The 22,846-nt window shown below is 69.7% G+C and carries 26 protein-coding genes; 8 read left to right on the top strand and 18 right to left on the bottom strand.

Going from position 1 to position 22,846, the window contains the following annotated elements:
* Positions 1 to 84 precede the first annotated feature (84 nt).
* From ACFVDI_RS11060 to ACFVDI_RS11050, 3 genes are read right to left on the bottom strand one after another with little or no spacing between them, the layout of a single operon-like run.
* Complete coding sequence (locus ACFVDI_RS11060; RefSeq protein WP_378904288.1) at positions 85 to 1,689, bottom strand: ABC transporter permease; 1,605 nt, start codon at positions 1,687 to 1,689, stop codon at positions 85 to 87.
* Positions 1,686 to 2,630 carry an ABC transporter ATP-binding protein gene (locus ACFVDI_RS11055; RefSeq protein ID WP_378904285.1) on the bottom strand — a complete coding sequence of 315 codons (945 nt, stop codon included), beginning with the start codon at positions 2,628 to 2,630 and terminating at the stop codon, positions 1,686 to 1,688. The genes ACFVDI_RS11060 and ACFVDI_RS11055 overlap by 4 nt, the downstream gene beginning before the upstream one ends.
* Positions 2,627 to 3,415 carry a MerR family transcriptional regulator gene (locus ACFVDI_RS11050; protein ID WP_378904282.1) on the bottom strand — a complete coding sequence of 263 codons (789 nt, stop codon included), beginning with the start codon at positions 3,413 to 3,415 and terminating at the stop codon, positions 2,627 to 2,629. The genes ACFVDI_RS11055 and ACFVDI_RS11050 overlap by 4 nt, the downstream gene beginning before the upstream one ends.
* Before the next feature lie 67 nt (positions 3,416 to 3,482).
* On the opposite strand from ACFVDI_RS11050, the gene upp reads away from it, so the two are divergent.
* A complete protein-coding gene (gene upp / locus ACFVDI_RS11045) occupies positions 3,483 to 4,124 on the top strand; it encodes a uracil phosphoribosyltransferase (RefSeq protein WP_378904279.1) in 642 nt (213 codons plus the stop codon).
* Between the two features lie 27 nt (positions 4,125 to 4,151).
* Here the strand turns inward: upp and ACFVDI_RS11040 are convergent, their stop codons facing one another.
* The 10 genes from ACFVDI_RS11040 to ACFVDI_RS10995 all read right to left on the bottom strand — a co-directional run bounded on the left by ACFVDI_RS11040 (position 4,152) and on the right by ACFVDI_RS10995 (position 12,816).
* Entirely contained in the window at positions 4,152 to 4,685 is a 534-nt protein-coding gene (locus tag ACFVDI_RS11040; protein WP_378904276.1) for a DoxX family protein, read from the bottom strand.
* Between the two features lie 86 nt (positions 4,686 to 4,771).
* Positions 4,772 to 5,332: an RNA 2',3'-cyclic phosphodiesterase gene (thpR, locus tag ACFVDI_RS11035; RefSeq protein ID WP_378904273.1), complete on the bottom strand. Its 561-nt coding sequence runs from the start codon at positions 5,330 to 5,332 to the stop codon at positions 4,772 to 4,774.
* Positions 5,333 to 5,366: 34 nt separating this feature from the next.
* Positions 5,367 to 6,101 (bottom strand): VIT family protein, encoded by a 735-nt coding sequence (locus ACFVDI_RS11030; protein ID WP_378904270.1) that lies wholly within the window; start codon positions 6,099 to 6,101, stop codon positions 5,367 to 5,369.
* A complete protein-coding gene (locus ACFVDI_RS11025; RefSeq protein WP_378904267.1) occupies positions 6,085 to 6,603 on the bottom strand; it encodes a hypothetical protein in 519 nt (172 codons plus the stop codon). The genes ACFVDI_RS11030 and ACFVDI_RS11025 overlap by 17 nt, the downstream gene beginning before the upstream one ends.
* A 2-nt stretch (positions 6,604 to 6,605) precedes the next feature.
* Positions 6,606 to 7,844 (bottom strand): amidohydrolase, encoded by a 1,239-nt coding sequence (locus tag ACFVDI_RS11020; RefSeq protein WP_378904264.1) that lies wholly within the window; start codon positions 7,842 to 7,844, stop codon positions 6,606 to 6,608.
* Positions 7,845 to 7,908: 64 nt separating this feature from the next.
* Positions 7,909 to 8,370 carry a PPOX class F420-dependent oxidoreductase gene (locus ACFVDI_RS11015; RefSeq protein ID WP_378904261.1) on the bottom strand — a complete coding sequence of 154 codons (462 nt, stop codon included), beginning with the start codon at positions 8,368 to 8,370 and terminating at the stop codon, positions 7,909 to 7,911.
* A gap of 299 nt (positions 8,371 to 8,669) precedes the next feature.
* Positions 8,670 to 9,818 (bottom strand): acyl-CoA dehydrogenase family protein, encoded by a 1,149-nt coding sequence (locus ACFVDI_RS11010; protein ID WP_008354678.1) that lies wholly within the window; start codon positions 9,816 to 9,818, stop codon positions 8,670 to 8,672.
* A gap of 61 nt (positions 9,819 to 9,879) precedes the next feature.
* Entirely contained in the window at positions 9,880 to 11,325 is a 1,446-nt protein-coding gene (locus tag ACFVDI_RS11005) for an MDR family MFS transporter (protein ID WP_378904257.1), read from the bottom strand.
* A 42-nt stretch (positions 11,326 to 11,367) separates the two neighbouring features.
* Positions 11,368 to 12,084, bottom strand: coding sequence for a hypothetical protein (locus ACFVDI_RS11000; protein ID WP_378904254.1), 717 nt, complete (start codon positions 12,082 to 12,084; stop codon positions 11,368 to 11,370).
* A 30-nt stretch (positions 12,085 to 12,114) separates the two neighbouring features.
* Positions 12,115 to 12,816 carry an NAD-dependent deacylase gene (locus ACFVDI_RS10995; protein WP_378904251.1) on the bottom strand — a complete coding sequence of 234 codons (702 nt, stop codon included), beginning with the start codon at positions 12,814 to 12,816 and terminating at the stop codon, positions 12,115 to 12,117.
* 176 nt (positions 12,817 to 12,992) lie between these two features.
* Between ACFVDI_RS10995 and ACFVDI_RS10990 the strand changes: the two genes are divergently transcribed.
* From ACFVDI_RS10990 to ACFVDI_RS10980, 3 genes are all read left to right on the top strand, one after another.
* Positions 12,993 to 14,165: a beta-1,3-glucanase family protein gene (locus ACFVDI_RS10990; RefSeq protein ID WP_378904248.1), complete on the top strand. Its 1,173-nt coding sequence runs from the start codon at positions 12,993 to 12,995 to the stop codon at positions 14,163 to 14,165.
* A gap of 75 nt (positions 14,166 to 14,240) precedes the next feature.
* The gene (locus ACFVDI_RS10985) at positions 14,241 to 14,651 is read left to right on the top strand and encodes a hypothetical protein (protein ID WP_378904245.1); all 411 of its coding nucleotides are present in this window, start codon (positions 14,241 to 14,243) and stop codon (positions 14,649 to 14,651) included.
* A gap of 47 nt (positions 14,652 to 14,698) precedes the next feature.
* Positions 14,699 to 15,256, top strand: a complete 558-nt coding sequence (locus ACFVDI_RS10980) for a hypothetical protein (protein WP_378904242.1) — start codon at positions 14,699 to 14,701, stop codon at positions 15,254 to 15,256.
* Positions 15,257 to 15,565: 309 nt separating this feature from the next.
* Here ACFVDI_RS10980 and ACFVDI_RS10975 read toward each other — a convergent pair whose 3' ends face one another.
* Genes ACFVDI_RS10975 through ACFVDI_RS10965 form a run of 3 tightly spaced genes read right to left on the bottom strand, consistent with a single transcriptional unit; the run spans position 15,566 to position 17,965 of the window.
* Positions 15,566 to 16,396 (bottom strand): ABC transporter permease, encoded by an 831-nt coding sequence (locus ACFVDI_RS10975; RefSeq protein WP_378904239.1) that lies wholly within the window; start codon positions 16,394 to 16,396, stop codon positions 15,566 to 15,568.
* Between the two features lies 1 nt (position 16,397).
* Positions 16,398 to 17,138, bottom strand: coding sequence for an ABC transporter ATP-binding protein (locus ACFVDI_RS10970; protein ID WP_378904236.1), 741 nt, complete (start codon positions 17,136 to 17,138; stop codon positions 16,398 to 16,400).
* Entirely contained in the window at positions 17,135 to 17,965 is an 831-nt protein-coding gene (locus ACFVDI_RS10965) for an alpha/beta hydrolase (protein WP_378904233.1), read from the bottom strand. Before ACFVDI_RS10965 ends, ACFVDI_RS10970 begins: the two co-directional genes overlap by 4 nt.
* Before the next feature lie 281 nt (positions 17,966 to 18,246).
* Here ACFVDI_RS10965 and ACFVDI_RS10960 point away from each other — a divergent pair, with 281 nt between their 5' ends.
* From ACFVDI_RS10960 to ACFVDI_RS10950, 3 genes are all read left to right on the top strand, one after another.
* Positions 18,247 to 18,522: a twin-arginine translocation signal domain-containing protein gene (locus ACFVDI_RS10960; protein WP_378904230.1), complete on the top strand. Its 276-nt coding sequence runs from the start codon at positions 18,247 to 18,249 to the stop codon at positions 18,520 to 18,522.
* Positions 18,523 to 18,598: 76 nt separating this feature from the next.
* On the top strand, positions 18,599 to 19,975 hold the full coding sequence (locus ACFVDI_RS10955; RefSeq protein WP_378904227.1) for a DUF4331 domain-containing protein: 1,377 nt from the start codon (positions 18,599 to 18,601) through the stop codon (positions 19,973 to 19,975).
* Positions 19,976 to 20,028: 53 nt separating this feature from the next.
* The gene (locus tag ACFVDI_RS10950) at positions 20,029 to 20,373 is read left to right on the top strand and encodes a hypothetical protein (RefSeq protein ID WP_378904224.1); all 345 of its coding nucleotides are present in this window, start codon (positions 20,029 to 20,031) and stop codon (positions 20,371 to 20,373) included.
* A gap of 38 nt (positions 20,374 to 20,411) precedes the next feature.
* Here the strand turns inward: ACFVDI_RS10950 and ACFVDI_RS10945 are convergent, their stop codons facing one another.
* Both ACFVDI_RS10945 and ACFVDI_RS10940 read right to left on the bottom strand, forming a co-directional pair.
* On the bottom strand, positions 20,412 to 21,074 hold the full coding sequence (locus tag ACFVDI_RS10945; RefSeq protein ID WP_378904221.1) for a response regulator: 663 nt from the start codon (positions 21,072 to 21,074) through the stop codon (positions 20,412 to 20,414).
* The gene (locus ACFVDI_RS10940; RefSeq protein WP_378904218.1) at positions 21,071 to 22,258 is read right to left on the bottom strand and encodes a sensor histidine kinase; all 1,188 of its coding nucleotides are present in this window, start codon (positions 22,256 to 22,258) and stop codon (positions 21,071 to 21,073) included. Before ACFVDI_RS10940 ends, ACFVDI_RS10945 begins: the two co-directional genes overlap by 4 nt.
* A 139-nt stretch (positions 22,259 to 22,397) precedes the next feature.
* Between ACFVDI_RS10940 and ACFVDI_RS10935 the strand changes: the two genes are divergently transcribed.
* A complete protein-coding gene (locus ACFVDI_RS10935) occupies positions 22,398 to 22,844 on the top strand; it encodes a hypothetical protein (protein ID WP_378904215.1) in 447 nt (148 codons plus the stop codon).
* Positions 22,845 to 22,846 lie beyond the last annotated feature (2 nt).

Raw genomic sequence — 22,846 nt, 5'->3', positions numbered from 1 at the left:
ACACCGAAACCGCCTGGGGTCTAGGCCGTATCTCTGAAATCCCCACCCGCTGTGCGCCATTTCGCATCCGAGGCACCCGCCTCGTCATCCAAGGTCTCGACGCCGGTAACCGACGAAGGCCATCGCTGCGACGACCGCCGTCGCCACCAGCAACGCTACCGCCGGACCGGCGGTCCAGGCCTCCGCCGGGTACACCGGCAGGTGGAAGAAGGGCGACAGCGAACGGACCCAGTCGGGCAGCTCGAGCGTCTCCCCGAGGAGTGCGTCCAGCACCACAAATGCCACCAGCGCCCATGCCAGGACGGCGAACCGTGGCAGCCACGCCAGGACCAGGAGGGCGAGGGCGGCGACCAGCAGCATCGCCGGCAGCTGGGCGAGGATGCCGAGCACCAGCTGGGAGACCCGCGAGCCGGACACCTCGCCGGCGACCGGGACGTAGCCCAGCACCATCCCCGCGCTCATCGCCAGCGCCACCAGCACGACGCCGACGACCGTCACGGCGAGTGAACCGATCAGCCAGCGGGACCGTGTGAGCGGGGTGGCGATCAGCGCCTCCAGCCGTCCGGTGTCCTCCTCAGCGCGAAGCCGCAGCACCGAGGCCACCCCGAAGACCGCGCCGATCACCCCGAGGGTGAGATTGATGTAGCCGAGAAATGCGTCGATCAGAGCGTCCCCCGCGCCGGCACCCAGACCCATCGCCTCGAGCATGTCGGGGTTCCCCTCCAGCATGTCAGGCACTTCTGGGATGACGGAGCCGTAGATCGCGGCGAGCGCCGCCAGCCCGACCGCCCAGCCGATCACCAGGCCTCGCTGGGTGCGCAGCGCCAGCCCCCACGGCGTCCCGAGAGTGACGGAGGCGCGCGCGGCACCGGCTCGCGGCTGCAGCAGACCGGCACCGGCATCACGTCGCGCGGTCAGCACGACAGCCAGGCCGAAGCAGGCTGCCGCGGCAGCGAGCAGCACCCCCAGCAACCACCATCGCTCGTCACCGAACGCGTTCACGCCTTGAGCCCAGCCGAACGGCGAGACCCAGTAGAGCGCGTTGTCGCCGACAGCCCCGACGCCGCGAACGACGTACGCCGCTCCCAGCACGCCCCCCGCGATCGCGAGCGCGCCGCGGGCGGCCGCGGTGACCTGGGCGGCCGCCGCGGTGAGGCCTGCGAAGAGGAGGCCGAGCATCCCGACTTCCGCCGCGAAGGCCAGCGACCCCGTCCGTTCCAGGCCCAGCCAGACCAGCACCGTGGCCAACAGCCCGCTGATGAGGATCGTCGCGGCGAGCGCGACCACGAGTGCAGCAACCTGCGCGGCATGACGCCCCACGACACCCGAGCGGACCAGCTCGGCCGCTCCGGACTCCTCTTCGGCGCGCGTGTGGCGGACCACCGTGAAGACGACCAGCAGAGTGATGCCGAGCGTGACGATCGGGGTGATCTCGTTGGCGATGATCCCCGCGACCGTGTCGAGGGCGACCTGCCGGCCACTGGTGATGCGTGACGCCGCGCTCTCCCCGGCCGTCGGTGCGTACGTGGCGATCTCGGCGGATGTGTCGTACGTGCCCTTCACCGTCGCCGCACTGGCGGCGGCGATCCCGACGATGCCGAGGGTCCAGATCGGGAGGCGCACCCGGTCGCGTCGCAACGCCAGCCTGATCAGGGTCGACGTGCCGGCGAAGTACTCGCGCACGCTCATCGGGCCACCGTGCCACTGTCGTCGCTCGTGGCATCCCCTTCTCCGGGTACCACGTCGCCGTACTGGCGGAGGAACAGCTCCTCCAGGGTCGGCGGGTGCGCCTGGAGGGAGACGATCCCGGCCCGGTGCAGGATGCCGACGACCTGGTCGAGCTGGGCGGTGTCGACGGCGAGGGTGACCGTGTGTGTGCCATGGCTGTCGTCGTACTCGGGGTCATGGACGCCGGGAAGGGACTCCAGATCGGTGACCGGTCTCCGGGTCTCGACGACGACCGTGGTGCGGGTGAGCGTGCGCAGCTCGGTCAGCGTGCCGCTCTGGACCGTGCGGCCGGCCCGGATGATGCTCACCCTGTCAGCGAGCCGCTCGACCTCGGCGAGGATGTGGCTCGACAGCAGCACGGTCGCGCCGCGCTCGGTCACCTCATCGACGCACTCCTGGAAGACCGCCTCCATCAGCGGGTCCAGGCCTGAGGTCGGCTCGTCGAGAAGGTAGAGGTCAGCCTCCGCGCTGAACGCCGCGACCAGCGCCACCTTCTGCCGGTTGCCCTTGGAGTAGGTGCGCGACTTCTTGCGCGGGTCGAGCTCGAAGCGTTCCACCATCTGCCCGCGCAGCTTCTCGTCGAGACCGCCGCGCAGCCGTCCCAGCACGTCGATCACCTCGCCACCGGTCAGGCTGGGCCACAGCGGCACTTCGCCGGGCACGTACGCGATGCGACGGTGCAGCGTGGCGAGGTCCCGCCACGGATCACCGCCGAGCAGCCGCGCCCTGCCGCCGTCCGCACGGAGAAGACCGAGCAGCACCCGCATGGTGGTGGACTTTCCGGCGCCGTTGGGGCCGAGGAACCCGTGCACCTCGCCGGTCTCGACATGCAGGTCGAGACCGTCGAGGGCTCGTACGCTGCCGAAGGTCTTGACCAGTCCGGTCAGCTCGATGGCGGTCATTCTTCCTTCTCCTCCTGGGTGACGGTGTTCGACGCACGAGTGCGTTCGATCAGCAGACGAGCGGCAGCCGCCTGGCCGGGGGCGAGCTCCTCGACGATCGCGTCGATGACGAACTCGCCGCCGACGCCCACGAGGTCGTGCTCGGACAGGGCACGCAACGACTCCCTCGGCAGTAGGTCGAGGATCCGGCCGACGAGGGTGATGACCGCCGGATCGTCGGGGTCCACGTCCGCGAGCCGGTCGAACTCGTCGTACATCTGGACCAAGCGCCGGGTGTAGTGCTCGTCGCCGAGCAGCGGCAGCATCGGGGCGATCCAGCGACTCGCGTCGGCGCCGGGCACGAACGCGAGCACGTCACGGTCGAGCCGGGCCATCGCGCCGGTCGCGCCGGCGGCCTCGATGCGGGTGAAGAACTCGACCAGCTCCGGGTCGGGGAGGTCGTCGAGCGCGAGACAGCCGTCACGCACCCGTTCCTGCAGCTCGGCGAGGCGTCGCCGCTGCGCGGCCAGGCGCTCCTGCTGCACCGCGAGGGCGGCGTCCATCGAGGCGACGATCTCCCCGAGATCACGTCCTTCCTCGTCGGCGAGCACCTGCCGCACCTCGTCGAGGCCGAGGCCGAGGGCGACGAGCCGTCGGGCGTGGCTGAGGAGCACCAGGTCCCGCATGCCGTAGACGCGATACCCGGACGCGGAACGCTTCGGCTCAGGGAGCAGCCCGACCTGGTGGTAGTAACGCACCGTGCGGGTGCTCACCCCCACCGCCGCCGCAAGCTCTCCGATCCGCATGGGACCAGTCAAGACCTTGACGGAGCGTCAAGGTCAAGGTCCGACGGGTGACGTAATGTTTCGCCCCATGGAGACCCTCGTTGTGGACCACCCGCTCGTCGCCCACAAGCTCACCACGCTGCGCAACAAAGAGACCGACTCGTCGACCTTCCGTCGTCTCGCCGACGAGCTCGTCACGCTGCTCGCCTACGAGGCGACCCGCGGGGTGCGGGTCGCTCCGGTGGACATCGTCACCCCGGTCGCATCGACCCAGGGCGTACGCCTCACCGACCCGCAGCCGCTGATCGTCCCCATCCTCCGGGCCGGTCTCGGGATGCTCGACGGGATGATCCGGCTGCTGCCGACCGCCGAGGTCGGCTTCCTCGGCATGGTCCGCAACGAGGAGACCTTGGAGGCCACGACGTACGCCGAGCGTCTCCCCGCCGACCTCTCCGGCCGCCAGTGCTACGTGGTCGACCCGATGCTGGCGACCGGCGGCACCCTCGCCGCAGCGATCGACTTCCTGGTCTCGCGCGGCGCCGACGACATCACCGCCGTCACCCTCCTGGCCGCTCCCGAGGGCGTCGCCGCCCTGGAGAAGGCCCTCGACGGCATCGAGGCCCCGGTCCGGGTCGTCACCGCGGCCATGGACGAGAAGCTCAACGAGAAGGGCTACATCGTTCCCGGCCTCGGTGACGCCGGCGACCGGCTCTACGGCGTCGCAGGCTGAGCACCTGCTGGTCGAGCCGGCGGAGGATCAGGCCCTGATCGTCACCTTCTCCTCGACGTACGGCTGAGCCTCGGTGGTCTCGGCCTCGGCCGCTTCGGCGTTGCGGGCGCGGCGCTTGGCGGCGACGGCCTTGAAGGGCCAGGTGAGGAGCTGGTCGAGGGTGATCCTGCCGGGGGCGACCAGCCCGACCACGAGAGCGGCGGCGCCGAGAGCGGCGGGGAGCTCCCAGCCGCCCTGGTCGACGAAGACCTCGGTGGTGCGGTGGGCGTACCAGATCGCGCCGGCCATCTGGCCCGCGAGCAGCACCCCGGCGATCGGGGCGAACAGGCCGACCGCCAGCAGAGCGCCGCCGACGAGCTCGACGTACGTCGCGACCTGAGCCGCGAGAGCGGGCTCCGGGATTCCCAGGCCGCCCAGGAACTGCTCGGTGCCGGCGAAGCCCTGATCGTACTTCTGCCAGCCGTGCGCGACGAAGATCCCACCGACCACCACACGGGCGGCGAGCAGCACGACGTCGTTGAAAAGTCCGGTGTAGGCGTTGCGCCCCACTCGACGACTCATGTCCGGTTCTCCTCTGCGTCAGGTCAGAACGAGCCGCACACGGTAGCGGCCCCGGATCCTGCCCGTTACCGCCCGGGGCTTCCTCCTCAGCCGAACGGAAACTCTGCTACCACCTCGTAGACCGGGCGCTTCCTCGGGCCCTCGCCGAGCCGGGAGTGGACCAGCGTGAAGGAGGAGACGGTCCAGGCCGGGCCACGGTACGCATCGAGCAGCCGCACCCAGTTGCTCAGCTCGACCGGCGTGCCGGTCCGGGCGACCGTCAGGTGGGGCCGGAACCGCCCGCCGTCGACCTCGACCCCGGCCTTGACCAGGGCGTTCCTGGTCCCGGCGGCGACCCGGTCGAGCTCTTCGGCGGCATCGGTCTCGACGCCGGCGTAGAGGACCTTGCCCTCGGCCACGTTGGGAAAGGCGCCGCCGCCCGTCACGGTCAGCTCGAAGGGCGTACGCCGCCCAGCGGCCGTCTCCAGCCGCTCGATCGCGTCATCGAGGGATCTGTCCGGGACGTGCTCGGCGAAGGCGAGCGTCAGGTGGAGCTGGTCGGGCGCCGACCAGCGGAAGGAGGCCGCGTCGCGGCGTACGGACAAGAACTCGTCGAGATCCTCGATCACCGACTCCGGCGGGATCACCGCCACGAACATTCGATTCATCGATGTCCATTGTGCCCGGAGACAGGGGGCCGGGTCACTCGAGTTGGGTGCCGAGGAGGTCGCCGACGACGTAGGTGACCAGCATCGCGAGCAGGCCGCCGGCGACGTTGCGCAGCGCTGCGCGGACAGGTGGCGCGTAGCCGAGGCGAGCGCTGGTCCAGCCGGTGATGGCGAGCGCGACGGTGACCGTGAGCACGGTCCCCCAGATGCGGGCGCTGTCCGGGAGGAGCATGATCGCCATCAGCGGCAGCAGCGCACCGAGGGTGAACGACAGCATCGACGCCCAGGCCGCGGACCACGGCGAGGTCAGATCGTCGACGTCGATGCCGAGCTCGAGAACGGCGTGGGCACGCAGCGCGTCCCGATCGGTGAGCTGCTCGGCGACCTCGGCGGCGGTCTGGGGTTCGAGACCGCGGTCGCGCAGGAACCCCTCCAGCTCCCGCAGCTCCTCCTCCGGCATCTCCCGAAGCTCGCGACGCTCCTTGGCGATCAGCGACTTCTCGGTGTCGCGCTGGGTCGAGACGGAGACGTACTCCCCCGCGGCCATGCTGATCGCGCCCGCCACCAGCGCGGCGACACCGGCGATCAGGACCGCCGTCGTGCCCGTGGTCGCGCCGGCGACGCCCATCACCACACCGGCGGTGGAGACGATGCCGTCGTTGGCTCCGAGGACTCCGGCGCGCAGCCAGTTGAGTCGATTCTTCAGGCCCTCGGCCCGCTCCTCGGCGTCTTCGTGGCCCGCGTGGGCACCCTCACTGGGGAGCGTCACTGCTTCCCTCGCCGGGAACCGGCTCCTGCGGGTTCTCGCAGAAGCTGACCGGGCCGCTCTCGCCACCGTGGTACTCGTAAGTCTTCCCCGCGGCCTCGAGCACCACGCGTACGCCGTCGGTCAGGACCATCGCGTACATCTTCCCGGGCTCGGGGCAGCCGAGGCTGCCGTCGCGCCAGGTCACCTTGTCGTGGGAGACGACGGTGATCTCCTCGCTCTTCACCCCCTGACGCTTGGCGAGGTCGGCGATCGCGGCAGCGACCTTCGGGTCCTCGGCGGGCGTCGGGTCAGACGATGTGGGCACGTCAGACACGTTAGCGCCTGGGTCGGTCGCCTCGGAGCCACATCCGGAGAACATCGGAGCCAGCGTCAGCGCCAGGACGGGCAGCAGGTAGGCCGCGGGGCGGAGGTTGCGCTTGCTCTGGTCGATGGTCAGGGCGGTGGTGTTGTCGGTGGGGGTCATGCCCTTGGGTACGTCGTCGCTCCGGCGTTCGTTGCGCATCCTCAGACTCCGAACCGCGTCGCGCGCTCGCGCGTGACACCGGCGCCGCGACCCGCGTCGGCCTCGCTGTCCCAGCTGTAGACCTCGGTTCCGGTGATGAAGACCCGCTCGGCGCGGTGGTCGGTGTCGAGCGGGTCGCCGGACCAGATCACCACGTCGCCGTCGAGCCCGGGAGCGATCGCGCCGACCCGGTCATCGAGACCGAGGAAGCTCGCCGGATTCGTGGTGATCGCGGCCAGGGCGGTGTCGCGCGGGAGGCCGTCGCGTACGGCGAAGGAGGCCTGGTGGACCAGGAAGTTGATCGGGATGACCGGGTGATCGGTGGTGATCGCCACCCGCACGCCGGCGGCGGCCATCGCAGCGATGTTGCGGTTGGCCCGGTTGCGGACCTCCACCTTCGAGCGGCTCACGAACATGGGGCCGTAGATGACCGGGATGTCCTTCTCGGCGAGCACGTCGGCCAGAAGGTGGCCCTCGGTGCCGTGGTTGACCACGAGGCGATAGCCGAACTCCTCGCTCAGCCGGATGGCCGTGGCGATGTCGTCGGCGCGGTGGGTGTGCTGGTCCCAGGCGAGCTCGCCGGAGAGCACACGGGCGAGCGTCTCCTTGCCGAGGTCGCGGTCGAACGGCTCGCCCTTCTCCTCGGCGGCCGCCCTCTTGGCTGCGTAGTTCTGGGCCTCGACGAAGGCCTTCCGGATGATGTTGGCGACGCCGAGGCGGGTCGACGGGGTCTTCTTCTGGTCGCCGTAGACCCGCTTGGGGTTCTCCCCGAGGGCGCTCTTGACCGAGACCGCGTCGGAGACGACCTGCTCGTCGATGGTGCGGCCGCCCCAGGTCTTGATCGCGACCGTCTGGCCGCCGATCGGGTTGCCGGACCCGGGCTTGATCACCGCGGTGGTCACCCCGCCGGCGAGGGCGTCGCGGAAGCCCTCGTCCTCGATGTTGATCGCGTCGATCGCCCGCAGGGCCGCGCCGTCCGGGTCGGTCATCTCGTTGGTGTCGTCGCCGGCCCAGCCCTCGCCCTGCTCGTGGGTGCCGATGTGGCCGTGCCCCTCGACGAGGCCCGGGAGCAGCCACTTGCCTCCCGCGTCGATGGTGTCGATACCGGCGGGGACCGCGACGTCGGCACCCACCGCCGTGATCACACCGTCCTCGATCACGACCGTGCCGTTCTCGATCGGCTCGCCCGCGATCGGGACGACATACGCGTGGGTGATGGCGACGGAGGAACGCTGAGTCATGACGGTCATCATGCCGGGCTCCGGCCGTCTGTCCGCCCTCAAGTAGAGATCGACTCCGTCATCCCTATGCCCCCGCGATGTCCAGGGCTGTTCCGTACAGGCGCGTGACATGCAGCCTGATCACCACCCGGCCCTCCACGACCAGCTGCTGCAGGAAGGCGGCCTCCTCGGCCGGATCCTGGAAGGCCGGGACGAGGGCCAGCAGTTCCCTGCCGGTGGCGTCGCCCGGCTCGGTGGTCACCTCCGACACCTCCGCCTTCCCCTCGGCCACCGCGAAGGACCAGATGTCCGGTCCATTCACATGTAGGGAGACGTGCGGGTTGTTGCGCACCTGGCGGGCCTTGAGTCGTTCGGCGGTGGTGGAGACCCGGATGATCCGCTCGATCGGGTCCCAGCCGTACATCACGGTCGACATGTGCGGGTGGCCGCTGCGCTTGACCGTGGCCAGCACACCGAACTGCTGACTGCCGAGCAGGTCGCTGAGTTCCTGGTCTGCGAGGACGCGGGGCTCGGCGGGCTTGGTCATGTGGATCAGTCCTTAGGAGGTCAAGCGGCCGGTAGGGCTGCATGGATTGGACCGCAGGGGCTGCTGGTCACGTCGGTCTTGGATCGGCGCAGGAGGAGCCGGAGCGACCCGGTGATTCGCCTGCGCTCCCCAGAGGAAGCAAGAGAGACCATAGCAGATAGTTTCATTATAGACGATCTATTAAGGACCTATTCGGTCTTCCCCGGCCTCGGGCGTAGCGTCGCCGGAGCACCAGGAAATGCGCCGACGGGCGCCCACCCGGAGGTGGACGCCCGCCAGGGACGTACGACGAGAGAAGCTCAGAAGCCGAGGTCGCGGCCGATGAGTTCCTTCATGATCTCGTTGGAGCCGGCCCAGATCTTGGTGACGCGGGCGTCGCGCCAGGCGCGGGCGACGCGGTACTCGTTCATGAAGCCGTAGCCGCCGTGGATCTGGACGCAGTGGTCGAGGACCTCGGACTGCGCCTGCGAGGACCACCACTTGGCCTTGGACGCCTCGACCGGGGTGAGCTCACCGCGGGCGTGCGCGGCGACGCACTTGTCGACGTACGCCTCGGCGACCTCGATCTGGGTGACCAGCTCGGCGAGCAGGAACTTGTTGTGCTGGAAGGCGCCGATGGACTGGCCGAAGGCCTTGCGGTCCTTGGCGTACTGCACGGTCTCGAGCAGGATCTGCTTGGCCTGCGCGATGTTGGCGACCGCGCACGAGACACGCTCCTGCGGGAGCTCCTCCATCATGTGGATGAAGCCGCGGTTGAGCTCGCCGATGATCTCGGCGTCGGTGACGCGGACGTTCTCGAAGAACAGCTCGGCGGTGTCGGACTCCTCCATGCCGACCTTGTCCAGCTTGCGGCCGCGCGAGAAGCCCTCCTTGGTCGCCTCGATCGCGAAGAGGGTGATGCCCTTGGCGCCCTTCTCCGGGTCGGTGCGGACCGCGGTGATGACCAGGTCGCAGGAGTAGCCGTTGGTGATGAAGGTCTTGGAGCCGTTGATGACCCACTCGTCGCCGTCACGGACCGCGGTGGTCTTCAGCGCGGCCAGGTCGGAGCCGCCGGAGGGCTCGGTCATGCCGATGGCGAGCAGGATCTCACCGGAGGCCACGCCCGGGAGCCAGCGCTGCTTCTGCTCCTCGGTGCCGAGGCGGACCAGGTAGGGAGCGGTGATGTCGGAGTGGATGCCGACGCAGGTCGGGTAGGCCGCGCCGATCTTGGCGAGCTCCTCGGCGAGGACCGCATTGAAGCGGAAGTCGTCGGCGCCGGCGCCGCCGTACTCCTCCGGGATCGCGAGCCCGAGGAAGCCGTTCTCGCCAGCCTCTAGCCAGAACTCGCGGGGCAGCGCCTTGTCGGCGATGTGCTTGTCGGTGTGGGGCTTGACCGAACGCTCCAGCCACTGCTGGACGGAGGCTCGGAAGTCCTCGTGGTCTTCCTCATAGTGGTCGCGCTTCAGCATGCATCGGAGTCTACGACGCAGTGGTTACTCGGTGGTAACCCTTCCAGGATGCAATCTGGACTCAGTCCTGCCGGATTCGGACCGGCGTACGCCACGCCACCACCAGCAGCGGCACGGAGACGACCAGGCCGACGAGGAAGACGACGTGCAGCGCCGGCGCGAGGACCTCGGGCGGCAGAGCCTCCAGCGGCGGCACCTCTCCCCCGGCGTACTCACGCCTGACCAGCCCGTTCGCGACCGCACCGAAGAGCGCGACGCCCAGCGCCGAACCGACCGAGCGGGCGAACATGTTGGACCCGGTGGCCACTCCGCGCACCTCCCAGCCGACCGCCGACCCGGCGGCGACGACGCCCGGGTTGACCGACCAGCCGAAGCCGAGACCGAGCACGAAGCACGGGATCGCCAGGTGCCAGAACGACGAGCTCTCGCCGACCGTGACCAGCACGAACCCGCCGACGAGGACCAGCAGAGCACCGAGCCCCACCGCGGCCCGGAAGCCCTTCACGAGGTAGATCCGGCCGGCCGTGGCAGCCGCGATCGGCCAGCCGATACTCATCCCGGCGAGCGCGAACCCGGCGACCACCGCCGAATGACCGAGCACGCTCTGGGCATAGAGCGGGACGTACGTCGTCAGCCCGAGCATCACGACCCCGACGATCAGGCTCGCGGCGTTGGCCGGCGCGAGGACCCGGTGGCCGAGGACCCATGGGGGCAGCACCGGGTCGGCGGCGCGCCGCTCGACGAACCCGAAGGCGACCAGGGCGACGATGCCGACCGCGAAGATCAGATAGGAGGGCGCGGACGACCAGGCCCAGGCGTGACCGCCCTCGAGCAGGCCGAGCAGCAGCGCGATGCCGCCGACCGTCAGCAGCCCGGCACCGGCCCAGTCGATGGCGGTCGTCGCGGCCGGGCGGCGGTTCTCGTGGAAGTGACGTAGAAGCCACAGCGCGACCGCTCCGATCGGCAGGTTGATCAGGAAGATCAGCCGCCAGTCGAGGTAGTCGGCGAAGACACCGCCGAGCGTCGGCCCGACGATGGCGGCGGTGGCCCAGACCGAGGCGACGTACGAGGTCGCGACCGCCCGCTCCTCCAGCGTGTAGATGTCGGAGACGATCGTCATCGCCATCGGCTGGATCGCCCCGGCGCCGATGCCCTGGATCGCCCGGAAGACGATCAGCGCGGTCAGCGACCACGCCAGACCACACAGCAGCGAGCCGACCAGGAACGCGACGATCCCGGCGATCATCACCGGCTTGCGGCCGAGCCGGTCGGCGACCTTGGCGTACAGCGGCGTGGTCACCGCGGTCGCCAGCACGTAGATCGAGAAGAGCCACGGGAACTGCTCGAAGCCGCCGAGATCCTTCACCACGCTCGGCACCGCCGTCGCCAGGATCGTCATGTCGATCGCGACCAGGCTGAGCGACACCATCACCGCGAGCAGGATCGGCCCGCGTTCGCTACGAAGTCCTATCGAGCTGCGAGTTGGTCTGGTCGTCGAGGTGGGCACATTACTTAGCAATCCTCACGACCATGGATTCATTCCTAGAAATCATTCCTCCAGCTCGGCGAGGTCGAAGACCTCGCCGGGGGCGGGCTCCTCGACCTGGAACTCCTTGTCGAAGTCGGAGAAGGTGAGCTCTCCGGAGCTGCCCTGGGTCCACTTCACGATCCGGTGGGGCTTCGAGGCCAGGACGTACGTCCGGCTCTCGGTCTCGCCGTGGGTGACATCGAGGCGCACGGCAGGTCCGTCGGCGGCCATCGCCGGGCCGATCGCCTGTGCCTCGGCCTCGGCCGGGACCATCTGGGCGGTGAGGCTGTCGATGCTGCAGAAGGCGCGCAGGCTGGCCATCTCGCCCTCGAGCTTCACCCACTTCTCGCCGACCCGTTTGGCGATGCGCTCACCCTCGCCCTTGGCCGGCGCGATCGCCTTCCAGAACTCCACGTCGCCCTGGTACCAGGCCGCCCCGCCGATGGAGCGCAGCGAGATCTCACCGTCGCCGATGCTGACCTTGCCGACACAGCTGTCCTCGGCGGAGACGTCGAGGTCGACGGTGATCTTGGTGCCCTGCGGATCGAGCACGTCACCCTCGACATGGACGGTGCGGATGTCGTGCATCGCGGTGCGGGCATCCTCGGCGATCTGGTTGCCGGGCCGCTTCGCGTAGTCGCGCGCCTGGGACAGTGTTCCCTCCCCCTCGCCACAGCCGGCGAGAGCGCTGGTCAGCGCGACGATGAGGGCGGTCTTGAGCACGGCATGGCGAAGCACCGGCATATCGTGACAGAAATTACCCAGGGGTCAACGCGAGAGGGCCTGTACGTCGGCAACCCACTCCGGAACCAGCTTGCCGGCCGGTCCCTGACGGGCGTCGTGGAAGAGGTGCGAGGTCTCGGACGGGTCCAGGTTGAGCTCGAGCGTCTTGGCTCCGGCGAGCGCGGCCATACGTACGAAACCGGCGGCCGGGTAGACGGCACCGCTGGTGCCGATGGCGACGAAGAGGTCGGCCGTGACGAGCGCGCGCTCGATCAGATCGAGGTCGTAGGGCATCTCGCCGAACCACACCACATCCGGCCTCAGAGCGTCGTTGCCGCAGCCCGGACAGGCGGGCGCGTCGGCGAGGTCGTCGTCCCAGGCGAACCGGCCCTGGCACGAGTCGCAGAGCGCCGAGAGCAGCTCACCGTGCATGTGCACGACCCGGCGGGATCCGGCACGCTCGTGGAGATCGTCGACGTTCTGGGTGACCACCAGCAGCTCGTCGCCGAGGACCTGCTCGAGCCTGGCCAGCGCGATATGAGCCGGATTGGGCGTCACGGCCCGCAGCTCCCGGCGGCGATCGTCGTAGAACCGGTGGACCGTCGCCGGATCGCGGCGGAAGGCCTCGGGCGTGGCCACCTCGTCGACATGGTGCCCCTGCCAGAGCCCATCGGCGTCCCGAAAGGTGGCGAGACCGCTCTCGGCCGAGATCCCGGCTCCGGTGAGCACGACAACTTTCACAAGCATTCAGGCTAGCGAGGTTGACGAAACATCCGCTGCCCCCGGAGGCCGTTTTGGTCACTCGATCGGCGTTTGTGATCGAACCGACGCCGGCCCGATGCCCTTCGACAAGAGTATGGACTTTTTCTGTAAAGGACCCTTACTGTAATTCGGTTCCTACAGTTCCCCACTCGGGAGGTCCCATGCTGACCAGACGATCTGTACTAGCCGCCACCTCTGCCGCCTTCGCCGTGCCGCTCCTCGGCGGGACCCACGGACAGGCCGCCCAGGCCAACCGACCGCCGGGCGCCGCCGGCCTCGGTGCCCAGGCCACGCTCGGGCTCCGCTTCGTCAACCGGACCGGCGCCTACGACAACGCCTCCATCCACTTCTACGTCGTCGGCACCAACCTGGCGACGGGCGAGCAGTCCCGGGTCACCCCCGAGGGGGCGCTCGTGCCCGTCTCCCTCGCCGACAACGGCGCCGACGGCTACGCCGACTACGCGATCCCGTTCTCGGGCAGCGGCGACACGCTCTCCCAGATCCCCGCCGACATGTCGGGACGGATCTACTTCTCGCTCGGCGACAAGCTGAAGTTCAAGGTCAACGAGGGCAACGCGCTCGCCTACCCGGCGGCCTGGGTCGAGTCCGATCCCAGCTACGGCGTGCTGCACGACTGCGTCGAGTTCACCTACAAGAGCGGCCGGATCTACTGCAACACCACCATGGTCGACATGTTCAGCGTCCCGCTCTCGATCGCGCTGACCGGCGAGGAGTCGCCGACCACCGGCACCCTCGTCGAGGGCGGCCGCGAGAAGATCTTTTCGGCGGTCTCAGCCTCGCCCGACTTCGGCTCGCTCGTCGTCGACGACCGCCGGATCATCGCACCCGGGCATGGGCTGGACGCCGGGAGGTTCTCCTCGACGTTCTTCGACTCCTACATCGACCAGGTGTGGTCGAAGTACGCCGGCGAGGACCTGGTCGTCAACGCCAACAACGCCACCTTCCGAGGCAGGGTCAGCGGCGACCAGTTCGTCTTCGACGGCGGCGTCAAGGCGTTCAGCCGGCCCTCGACCCGGGACGTGCTCTTCTGCGACGGCGCCCTGGCCGCCCCCAACGACGGCATCACCGGCCCGGTCGCCGCCGTGCTCGGCGCCGGCTTCAACCGGACCACGCTGCTCGCCTCCGCGGACCAGCCCACCGGCGACCCGGGTGGGTTCTACCAGGGCTCACCGACCCATGCGTACTGCAAGGCGATGCATGACAACACGGTCGACGGGAAGGCCTACGGGTTCGCCTTCGACGACGTCGGCGGCTTCGCCTCGTACGTCGAGGACAACGCCTCCGAGATGAGGGTGACGCTGACCCCGTTCTGACCGGCCTCCTCCCCTCTATCGGGGATCGTCGGCAGCGCACGTCCACCACGCCACGAGGCCTCGTACGGTCGCACCATGACGTACGTCGTCCTCGTGGCGTGGCTCGTCCAGGCCGCGGTCGGAGTCCTGCTGCTGACGAGCTGGCTCGGGCGTGGCCGGACTCCCCCGCGGACCGTCGTCACGCACGTGGCGCTCTCCGTCCTCGGCGTCGCCTCCTTCACCACGTACGTCCTGACCGACGAGGTCCTGTGGGCGTGGGCCGCCTTCGTCCTCATCACGATCGGCAACGCCTTCGGCGACATGATGCTGCTGCGGCGGGCGCGGGCGATGGGCGGCAGCCACCTCTCGACGGTCGGCGCCTACCAGGTCGCGCTCCGCTCGATGTTCAAGGGCCGGCTACCGCTCCGGGTGAGCTTCCACGCGATCTTCGCCGGGGTCGTCTTCTTCTCCACGCTGGCCGTCTGCATCGTCGACACCGTCGGGTAGGCGTATTTGGCCGTGCAGTGTGCGGCTGCGGTCGGGATACTGAGCCCATGGGTGCGGGTGGCGCGGTTCTGATCATCGTCGTCGGGGCCGTCCTGCTGTTCTTCGTGGCGGTCGCGGTGGCCCTGCTCGTCGCCGCCGCCGTGGTGCGGCTGTCGGGGAAGAACCCGAAGCCGCTGGCCTGGACCGGCGTCGGCGTGCTCGCGGTGCCGGTGCTGTTCGTCGCCACCCTCGTCGTGTGGGCCCAGATCGTCCGCGACCCCGACACCATCGAGCTCGACCTGCGCGAGCCGATCCAGCTCTCCAGCCTGCCCGAGGACAACGAGGAGTTCCCCGGGATGCGTGACTACGACAGCGAGCACATCGACCTCGTCCTGCCCGACGGCGAGCGCTTCGAGGCAGAGGTCGACGGGGTGCTGGTCTGGTCCGACGACGGGTACGTCACCCGGATCACCTTCGACCGGCGAGCCCGTGAGGAGGGCGAGACCGCGTCCCTCACCCGGAGGTGGGAGAAGGAGCTCGGTGGTGCGGCCACCGTGGAGGCCGATCCCGACTACTCCGAGCACGGCCGGGTGCGGGCCGCGGTGCTCGCCGATCCGACTCCGTAGACCCGCCGTCGGCCCGTCCTGTTTGGCCGCGACGAACGGGGAGGCGACGGGGTCGCCGTTGGGGGCGAGGAACGCCGTCTGGGTGAACAGGAGCCCGAAGGCCACCGCGACCAGCAGCTGCCACCAGGTCTGCCCGAGGGCGAGCAGAGCGATCAGCGCGATCGCGAAGCCCGGTGGCGAGGGGCGCCACCCGCCGGGCGTACGTCCTCGGCGTCCGCGCCAGGAGACCCTCCTGCCTGACGCGGCGCATCAGCTCGGTGTAGGCGTTGACCTGACGGTGCGCCTCGGTGGAGAGCGTGGTCATCGCGGTCACCGCCCCAGCCGGCGCAGCCGAGCCATGGCCAGCGGCAGACAGATCGCGATGATGGCGACCGGCCAGAGGACGGCCATGGTGAGGGCGTGCTCGCCGACCCAGGAGGTCGCCGGGGCGGCCATGTTGCCGAAGAGCTCGCGGGTGGCGATGACGGTCGAGGAGAGCGGGTTCCACGCGGCGGGGAGCGCGAGCCAGCCCGGCATCAGGTCGGTCGGCACGATCGTGTCGGCGACCATGGCGAGCGGGAAGACGAGTGCGAAGTACTTCATCGCCGCCTCCGGGCCGCTGACCAGCAGACCGAGCAGGATGCCGACCCAGGAGAACGCCATCCTGAGGAGGACCAGGAGCCCGAGCGCGGCGATCACCGCGCCGAGCCCGAGATGGGCCTGCCAGCCGAACAGCGTCCCGAGCGCCAGCAGGATGCTGAGCTCGACGACGGCCAGGATCACGTCGGCCAGGGCCCGCCCGGCCAGCACCGCCACCGGCGACATGGGAAGGGATCGCATCCGGTCCAACACCCCGCCGCGTACGTCCTCGGCGACCGAGATCGTGGTGTTTCCGATGCCGAACGCCATGGTGAGGGCGAAGAGGCCGGGGAGCAGGAACTCGCGATACTCCTCCCCCGGCACGTCCATCGCGACCCCGAAGGCCTCGCCGAAGACGAAGCCGAACATGGCCACCGCCATCACCGGGATCATCAGGGTGCCGAGGAGCTCGTCGGGGCGGCGTACGAGATGGAGGAGGTGGCGCTTGGCCACCACCCAGGTGTCGACCGTCGCCCACGTGATGCGTGATCCGTGGACGGTGGGTTCGGTCAGGGTGCTCATCTCACGCCCCCTCGGTGATCAGCAGGAACGCCTCGTCGAGGTCCCGGCCGCCGACGCTGGACTTGAGCTCGGCGGGCGTCCCCTCGGCGACGACGCGGCCGCGGTCGACCATCGTGATGCGTGAACACAGCCGGTCGGCCTCCTCCAGGTACTGGGTGGTGAGCAGCACGGTCGTGCCCGAGTCGGCCAGCTCGCGGACGGCGTCCCAGACCTCGATCCGGCTGCGCGGGTCGAGCCCGGTGGTGGGCTCGTCGAGGAAGAGCACCCGCGGGCTGCGGATGAGGCTGACGGCAAGGTCGAGCCTTCGTCGCATGCCCCCTGAATAGCCCTTCACCGGCCGGCCGGCGGCCTCCACGAGGTCGAAGCGCTCCAGCAGCTCGTCGGCTCTTTGTCGTGCCGCGCGGGCACGCATCCGGTGCAGGCGGGCGAACATCTCCAGGTTCTGCCGGCCGTTCAGGACGCCGTCGACCGCCGCGTACTGGCCGGCGATGCCGATCCGCGCCCGCACCCCGGCCCGGTCGCGGGCGACGTTGCGGCCGGCGACCCAGGCCTGGCCCGAGTCGAAGCTGGCGAGGGTGGCCAGGATGCGTACGGTCGTGGTCTTGCCGGCGCCGTTCGGGCCGAGCAGGCCATGGACCGTGCCGGCGGGGACGGCGAGGTCGATGCCGTCCAGGGCTGCGCCGCGGCCGGGGTAGCTCTTGCGGAGCCCCTGGGTCCAGATGGCGGGTTCGTCGGTGATCATGCTGCTGTCTCCACTTCTTTGATGGGCAGAGTTGCGATGTGCTGGGTGCGCCGCGGCGTACGCGGAGCGGTGGTCGTGCCGGCCGGTGTCACCTCGCCGTAGCGACCCAGAGCGATCCGGGCGATGTTGAGCAGCGACTCGCTGCCCTCGGCGTAGTAGCCGCAGTGGCCGGGGATGTCGCCGGTCCCGAAGCGGGTCGCGCCCAGCTCGAGCGGGCCGCGACCGAGACCGAGACGCCCGACCCGCACCCGCGGGACCAGCCGGATCCGGTCGGTCTCGCCGTACGCAGCCCAGAGCCGGGTGCCGGTGCCCAGCTCGGAGCGCCGCACCGCACCCATCCCGGCGCTGCCCAGCGCCACGTAGTCCTCGGCGCGGGCACTTGCGAGGGCGAGGCCGGCGACGGTCGAGCCGTAGCTGTGCCCGACCAGGGTGAGATGGGCAGAGCGCGGCAGGTAGTGGGTGAGGGCGGCCAGGTCGCCGGCGCCGGCGTAGGCGGGCCCGTTGGTGATCGCGTTGTACCACTCCGGCGGCGAGTGGTAGCCCAGCCAGACCACGACCGCCGACCGGCTCTCCGGCGCGATCTCCTGCATCGTACGCAGCAGCAACTGCCCCCGGGAGCGTGGACTGTGGGCCTCGGTGCTGGTGAAGTAGTTGCCGAGGTGGTGGCCGTTGCCGGGCACCAGGACCGCGATGTGGTCGGCGGTCACGACATCCCCGAAGGCCTCCACGACCCGCGCCCCTCCGGGCGGGTCGCAGGCGAGGAGGCGGGGTCCGATGGTTCCGTCGGCCTCGTTGAGGCCGTACCTGAGCGGCATCACAACTGTCATGGCCGTGACGGTAGGGATCAGGCGTCGATCCGCGCGTCACTCCCGGGAGCCATTCGACCCCCTACCGGGGTAGTGCGGGATGCCCCCTAGGAGCCAGAACCCGGTGCGACTCGTGGCTGGGATCGACCGCACCGAGGCGAAGGCTTCGCGTCTCATCAAATCCATCTCGCCCTCGAGGACGAATCACGCCGTGGCGCGACTTTGTGATCCAGATCACCGCCACCAGATAGGGCCGCAGCTGGCCGTTCGGTGGCAGCGCCTGTCGAGTGGAAGGAACAGCCATGAGTGAACAGTCACGTCGCGGTTTCCTGGTGATCGCCGGGGCCGGGACAGCGGCAGCGGTCGGCGCGGTCGCCGCACCCAAGATCTTCGGTCCGTCATCCGCCGATGCGGCGGCCGGCCTGGAGTCGGTCGACCTGGCGAACGCGGAGTCGTTCGTGGTGCACGTGAAGAACGTCAAGCAGGGCCAGCTGGCGATCATGGTCGGCGACCGCGAGGTCCTGGTGACCGATCGGGAGCTCGCCGCCCGCCTGGCCGGATCCGCGCGGACCGCCTGACCTCATTACGGGCCGGCGTACCGCGGCTCCCTTCGTACTTCATCTCATCGATCAGCGCCTCTAGTGGAGGAACTTCATGTCGTCCCATCGCGAAGCACCGGAGATCTCGAAAGATCCGGTCGCCGACAACACCGATGTCTACGCGTTCGTCAGCCCGGACAAGCCGGACACGGTCACGCTCATCGCAAACTTCATCCCGTTCCAGAACCCGTACGGCGGGCCGAACTTCTACGAGTTCGGCGACGACGTGCTCTACCAGATCCACATCTCCAACGGCGGAGACGGTAAGACCGACATCAGCTACCAGTTCCGGTTCCGGGCCGAGATCCGGAACAAGAAGACCTTCCTCTACAACACCGGACCGATCACCTCGATCGACGACGAGACCTGGAACCGTCCGCAGTACTACTCGGTCACCCGAGTGGAGAAGGGCAGGTCCCGGACCCTGGGCCGTGACCTCCCCGCACCGCCGGTCAACGTAGGCGTCCGGAGCACGCCGGACTACGCCAAGCTCGCCAAGGCTGCGGTCCACACCCTCGATGGCGGACGCACGGTGTTCGCCGGGCAGCGCGCGGACGGCTTCTTCGCCGACCTGGGCAGCATCTTCGACCTCGGTACGCTGCGGCCGTTCCAGATGGCGCACCTGATCCCGTCGGCTGAAGCGGCCGGGGTCAACGGTCTGCAGGGCTCGAACGTGCACACGATCGCGCTCCAGGTCCCGATCAGCGACCTGACCCGCAACGGTCGGGTCCCCAAGGACGTGATGGACCCGAAGGCGACCATCGGTGTCTGGGCGTCGGCCAGCCGGCAGCAGTCCAGGATCTTCGACGAGCTTCTCGGCATCTCCTTGTGGCACGGCCCGCACAAGCAGGTTTCGCGGCTGGGCAATCCCCTGTTCAACGAGGTCATCGTGCCGATGGCGGAGAAGGACAGGTGGAACAGCAGGCGGCCGTCGGAGGACAGCGAGTACGCCAAGTACGTGACCAAGCCGGAGCTCGCCGGTCTGCTGCCCGTGCTCTACCCGGATGTGTTCCCGAACCTGGCGGCGTACAAGAAGCCGCGGGCGGACCTCGCAGCGATCCTGCTGACCGGGATCCCGGAGGGCGTCGTGCCGGGGTTCCAGAACTACACCGGCCCGGTCGAGTCCGACATGCTCCGACTGAACGTCGCCGTTCCGCCGGCCAAGGAACCGAACCCGCTCGGACTCGTCGCCGGCGATGCCGCCGGATTCCCCAACGGACGCCGGGTCTTCGACGACGTGGTCACTGTCGAGCTGCGAGCGGTCGCCGGGCTCACCATCCCGCTCGTCGACCCGAAGTTCACCCCCGACGACGCGGCGAGCGCGGTCAAGGACGGTACGTCGAACACGAACTCCGACTACCTGAAGGTGTTCCCGTACCTCGGTACGCCTGCCGGCGGATACCAGTCCGAGCCGGGCGTGCCGGCCGCCTGATGAGCAAGGACGCGAATCTCCGCGAGAACCCCCATGCCGGGCAGGGGTCATCGGTGCCACTGGACATCGGTGGCGACATCGGTGCCCTGGTCGTAGAGATGCCGGCCGAGCTCGAAGGGCTGGAGATCGAGCTGCGCCCGACCGGCCCATCCGTCCCGCCTGGGCCGAAGCATGCGAAGGGCCATAGCCACGATGACCGCGATCACGGTCATCACCATGGGCTGCCGCACGTCGCTGTGGTGCCACGACCGACACCCGCGGGCGACACGGTCTACTCGGTTGTCTTCTACGAGGTCGCCGAGGGGAACTACGAGCTGTACGTCCGGCCGGACGGTCCGGTCCAGCTGACCGTGGACGTCAGCGGGGGGAAGGTCACCAACGCAATCTGGCCACGCTGAGATGCATGACCCGGCCCGCACCATTGCGGGCCGGGTCGTCAGACGTGCGGAGCGACCAGGCCGCTCTCGTAGGCGAACACGACGGCCTGGGCGCGGTCGCGGAGGCCGAGCTTGCCGAGGATGCGGCTGACGTGGGTCTTCACGGTCTGCTCGGCGAGGAAGAGCTCGGCGGCGATCTCGCTGTTGGAGCTGCCGCGGGCGATGTTCTCGAGCACCTCGCGCTCGCGCTCGGTGAGCTGCTTGAGGCGCGGGTCCTGCTTGCGCTTGCGCGGGGCGCGGGCGAACTGCGCGATCACCTGCCGGGTCACCGACGGCGAGAGCAGCGCCTCGCCGGCATGGACCACCCGGATCGCGGAGGCGAGCTCGTCGGGCGAGGCGTCCTTGAGGAGGAACCCGCTCGCGCCGAGGCGCAGCGACTCGTGGACGTACTCGTCGGCGTCGAAGGTGGTCAGCATGACCACCTTGGTCTGCGCGGTGGCCGGGTTCTCGGAGAGCTGCCGGAGCGCCTCGATCCCGTCCATCACCGGCATCCGGACGTCCATCAGCACCACGTCGGGATGCGTACGCCGCACCACCTGCACCGCCTCGGAGCCGTCCGCGGCGGTGCCGACGACGTCGATGTCAGGCTGGGTGTTGAGCAGCGCCACGAAGCCGGAGCGCACCATCTCCTGGTCGTCGACGACCACGATCTTCACCGTCACGGCGTCTTTCTACCGCGTTTGGAGGGCATGCGCATGGCGGTTTGGGCCGGGAGCCGGGCGTCGACGACGAACCCGCCGTCGACCGCTCCGGCGTTGAGGCTACCGCCGACGGCTGCGGCGCGCTCACGCATCCCGATCAGGCCGTGACCGCCGCCGGTGTTCTCGGCCGCAGGTGCGGCACCGTCGAGCGGGTTGGCGACCCGGATCTCGAGGTCCTCCTCCCCCAGCGTCAGGTCGACGCCGACCGCCTCGCTGGGAGCGTGGCGACGGGCGTTGCTGAGCGCCTCCTGCACGATCCGATAGGCCGCGGTGCCCACCTCAGGGGCAACGTCGGCGAGCTCAGGGAGGTCACCGCGCACCTCGACCCGCTGCCCGGTCCCGCGGGCAGACTCGAAGAGCTCACCCAGCCCGTCGATGCCCGGCACCGGGACCCGACCCGACTGCCCCTCCGCGGTACGCAGCACGTCGAGCACCCCGCGCATCTGCCGCAGCGCCGAGGCCGCCAGGTCGGCGATCTCGGCGAACTCCGCCTCCGCCGCCGGGCTGACGTCGTCGACCCGGTGCGGAGCTGACCTGGCCTGCACGGTGATCAGCGACATGTTGTGGGCGATCACGTCGTGCAGCTCGCGGGCGATGCGGGCCTTCTCCTCCACGACCGAGCGACGCTCGTGCTCCTCGCGCAGCGCGCTGCGGCTCTCCGAAAGCCGGCGGGCGACGGTGGCCAGCGCGCCGATCAGCAGCGCGAGCGAGGCGAAGTTGGCCACCGCCACAAGCGAGTCGACGAAAGGGTTCCAGGCCATCCCGACCACGGCCAGCACCACCCCAGCAGCGACCTGGATGCCCAGGGTGATCGCGGCCACCCGCCACCCGGCAACCAGGGTCAGCACCACCAGCACCAGCAACTGCGTCAGCGTCGGCGGTGGGATCATCCACGGCCATCCGCCCTCGCCCTGCCTCGCGATGGCCAGCGCGGCCACGGTCACCGCGACCAGGGAGAGCCCGGCAGCCTCCACCGGACGCCGGAGCGCCAACGGGATCGAGGCGGCATGTGTGAACCCGAGCAGCAGCGCGACCCCGCCCGCGACGTCGTAGGCGTCGGTCAGCACCGCGGCCTGCACGATGCCCAGCACGGTCGCGGCGACGTACAACGCCAGACGACCGCGGCCGAGCCAGGTCTTCAGCATGTTCAAGTAATACCAGGCACGAGAGCGCGGCCGGCGTGCGATCGACCGCTCGAGGAGTGGTCACTTCGGGCTCTCCCGAGCGGCTCCGGAGGGCCCATATCGACCACTTCTCACCCGCGGGTGTGGTGGACTACCCGCCGTGCTGGTGCTCATCGTGATCGTGATCGCCCTGCTCGCCGGCGTGGCGGGCCTCGTCGCGTACGGCGCCGCGACCGTCCGCGGACAACGACGAGCCCTCGCGGCGTTCCGGGCGACGGCGCATGCCTATTTCACGCGACCGCAGATGGGGATGTGGAAGCTCTCCGCGACGATCCTGGTGGTGAGCCCTGACGAGGTGTCGGTCTGGAAGAGCGGCCCGGGGCAGCCGGCGCGGCTGCTCGCGTTTCCCGGACGGGGCGCGACCGTCGCGGCGGCCGAGGTCAGGATCAACACCGCGCGGGTCGTCGAGGGGTTCGTGATCACCTCCGCTGACGGGCAGAGCGTCCCCCTCACCCTCTGGCCGGAGCCGACGATGGGCGTCACGAAGCCGCACACCGGCGCGCTGCTCGTCCGGACGATCGACGAGATCCGGGGCATCCTCGCCTGAGC

The sequence above is a fragment of the Nocardioides sp. NPDC057767 genome, from assembly GCF_042798275.1.
In the GTDB taxonomy this organism is placed as follows: Bacteria; Actinomycetota; Actinomycetes; order Propionibacteriales; family Nocardioidaceae; genus Nocardioides.
Note: the sequence above shows the minus strand (reverse complement) of the source record. Positions and strands in the feature narration are given on the sequence as shown.

Excerpts from the sequence above, each read along its gene's own strand:
- ACFVDI_RS11010 (WP_008354678.1), bottom strand. The coding sequence starts at position 9,818 with ATGCTGAAGCGCGACCACTATGAGGAAGACCACGAGGACTTCCGAGCC.
- ACFVDI_RS10985 (WP_378904245.1), top strand. The coding sequence starts at position 14,241 with ATGACGTACGTCGTCCTCGTGGCGTGGCTCGTCCAGGCCGCGGTCGGA.
- ACFVDI_RS10960 (WP_378904230.1), top strand. The coding sequence starts at position 18,247 with ATGAGTGAACAGTCACGTCGCGGTTTCCTGGTGATCGCCGGGGCCGGG.
- ACFVDI_RS10940 (WP_378904218.1), bottom strand. The coding sequence starts at position 22,258 with ATGCTGAAGACCTGGCTCGGCCGCGGTCGTCTGGCGTTGTACGTCGCC.
- ACFVDI_RS10995 (WP_378904251.1), bottom strand. The coding sequence starts at position 12,816 with ATGCTTGTGAAAGTTGTCGTGCTCACCGGAGCCGGGATCTCGGCCGAG.
- ACFVDI_RS10955 (WP_378904227.1), top strand. The coding sequence starts at position 18,599 with ATGTCGTCCCATCGCGAAGCACCGGAGATCTCGAAAGATCCGGTCGCC.
- ACFVDI_RS11050 (WP_378904282.1), bottom strand. The coding sequence starts at position 3,415 with ATGCGGATCGGAGAGCTTGCGGCGGCGGTGGGGGTGAGCACCCGCACG.
- ACFVDI_RS11015 (WP_378904261.1), bottom strand. The coding sequence starts at position 8,370 with ATGACCAAGCCCGCCGAGCCCCGCGTCCTCGCAGACCAGGAACTCAGC.
- ACFVDI_RS11040 (WP_378904276.1), bottom strand. The coding sequence starts at position 4,685 with ATGAGTCGTCGAGTGGGGCGCAACGCCTACACCGGACTTTTCAACGAC.
- ACFVDI_RS10965 (WP_378904233.1), bottom strand. The coding sequence starts at position 17,965 with ATGACAGTTGTGATGCCGCTCAGGTACGGCCTCAACGAGGCCGACGGA.
- thpR (WP_378904273.1), bottom strand. The coding sequence starts at position 5,332 with ATGAATCGAATGTTCGTGGCGGTGATCCCGCCGGAGTCGGTGATCGAG.
- upp (WP_378904279.1), top strand. The coding sequence starts at position 3,483 with ATGGAGACCCTCGTTGTGGACCACCCGCTCGTCGCCCACAAGCTCACC.
- ACFVDI_RS10980 (WP_378904242.1), top strand. The coding sequence starts at position 14,699 with ATGGGTGCGGGTGGCGCGGTTCTGATCATCGTCGTCGGGGCCGTCCTG.
- ACFVDI_RS11025 (WP_378904267.1), bottom strand. The coding sequence starts at position 6,603 with ATGCGCAACGAACGCCGGAGCGACGACGTACCCAAGGGCATGACCCCC.
- ACFVDI_RS10975 (WP_378904239.1), bottom strand. The coding sequence starts at position 16,396 with ATGAGCACCCTGACCGAACCCACCGTCCACGGATCACGCATCACGTGG.
- ACFVDI_RS11020 (WP_378904264.1), bottom strand. The coding sequence starts at position 7,844 with ATGACTCAGCGTTCCTCCGTCGCCATCACCCACGCGTATGTCGTCCCG.
- ACFVDI_RS11055 (WP_378904285.1), bottom strand. The coding sequence starts at position 2,630 with ATGACCGCCATCGAGCTGACCGGACTGGTCAAGACCTTCGGCAGCGTA.
- ACFVDI_RS11060 (WP_378904288.1), bottom strand. The coding sequence starts at position 1,689 with ATGAGCGTGCGCGAGTACTTCGCCGGCACGTCGACCCTGATCAGGCTG.
- ACFVDI_RS10970 (WP_378904236.1), bottom strand. The coding sequence starts at position 17,138 with ATGATCACCGACGAACCCGCCATCTGGACCCAGGGGCTCCGCAAGAGC.
- ACFVDI_RS10990 (WP_378904248.1), top strand. The coding sequence starts at position 12,993 with ATGCTGACCAGACGATCTGTACTAGCCGCCACCTCTGCCGCCTTCGCC.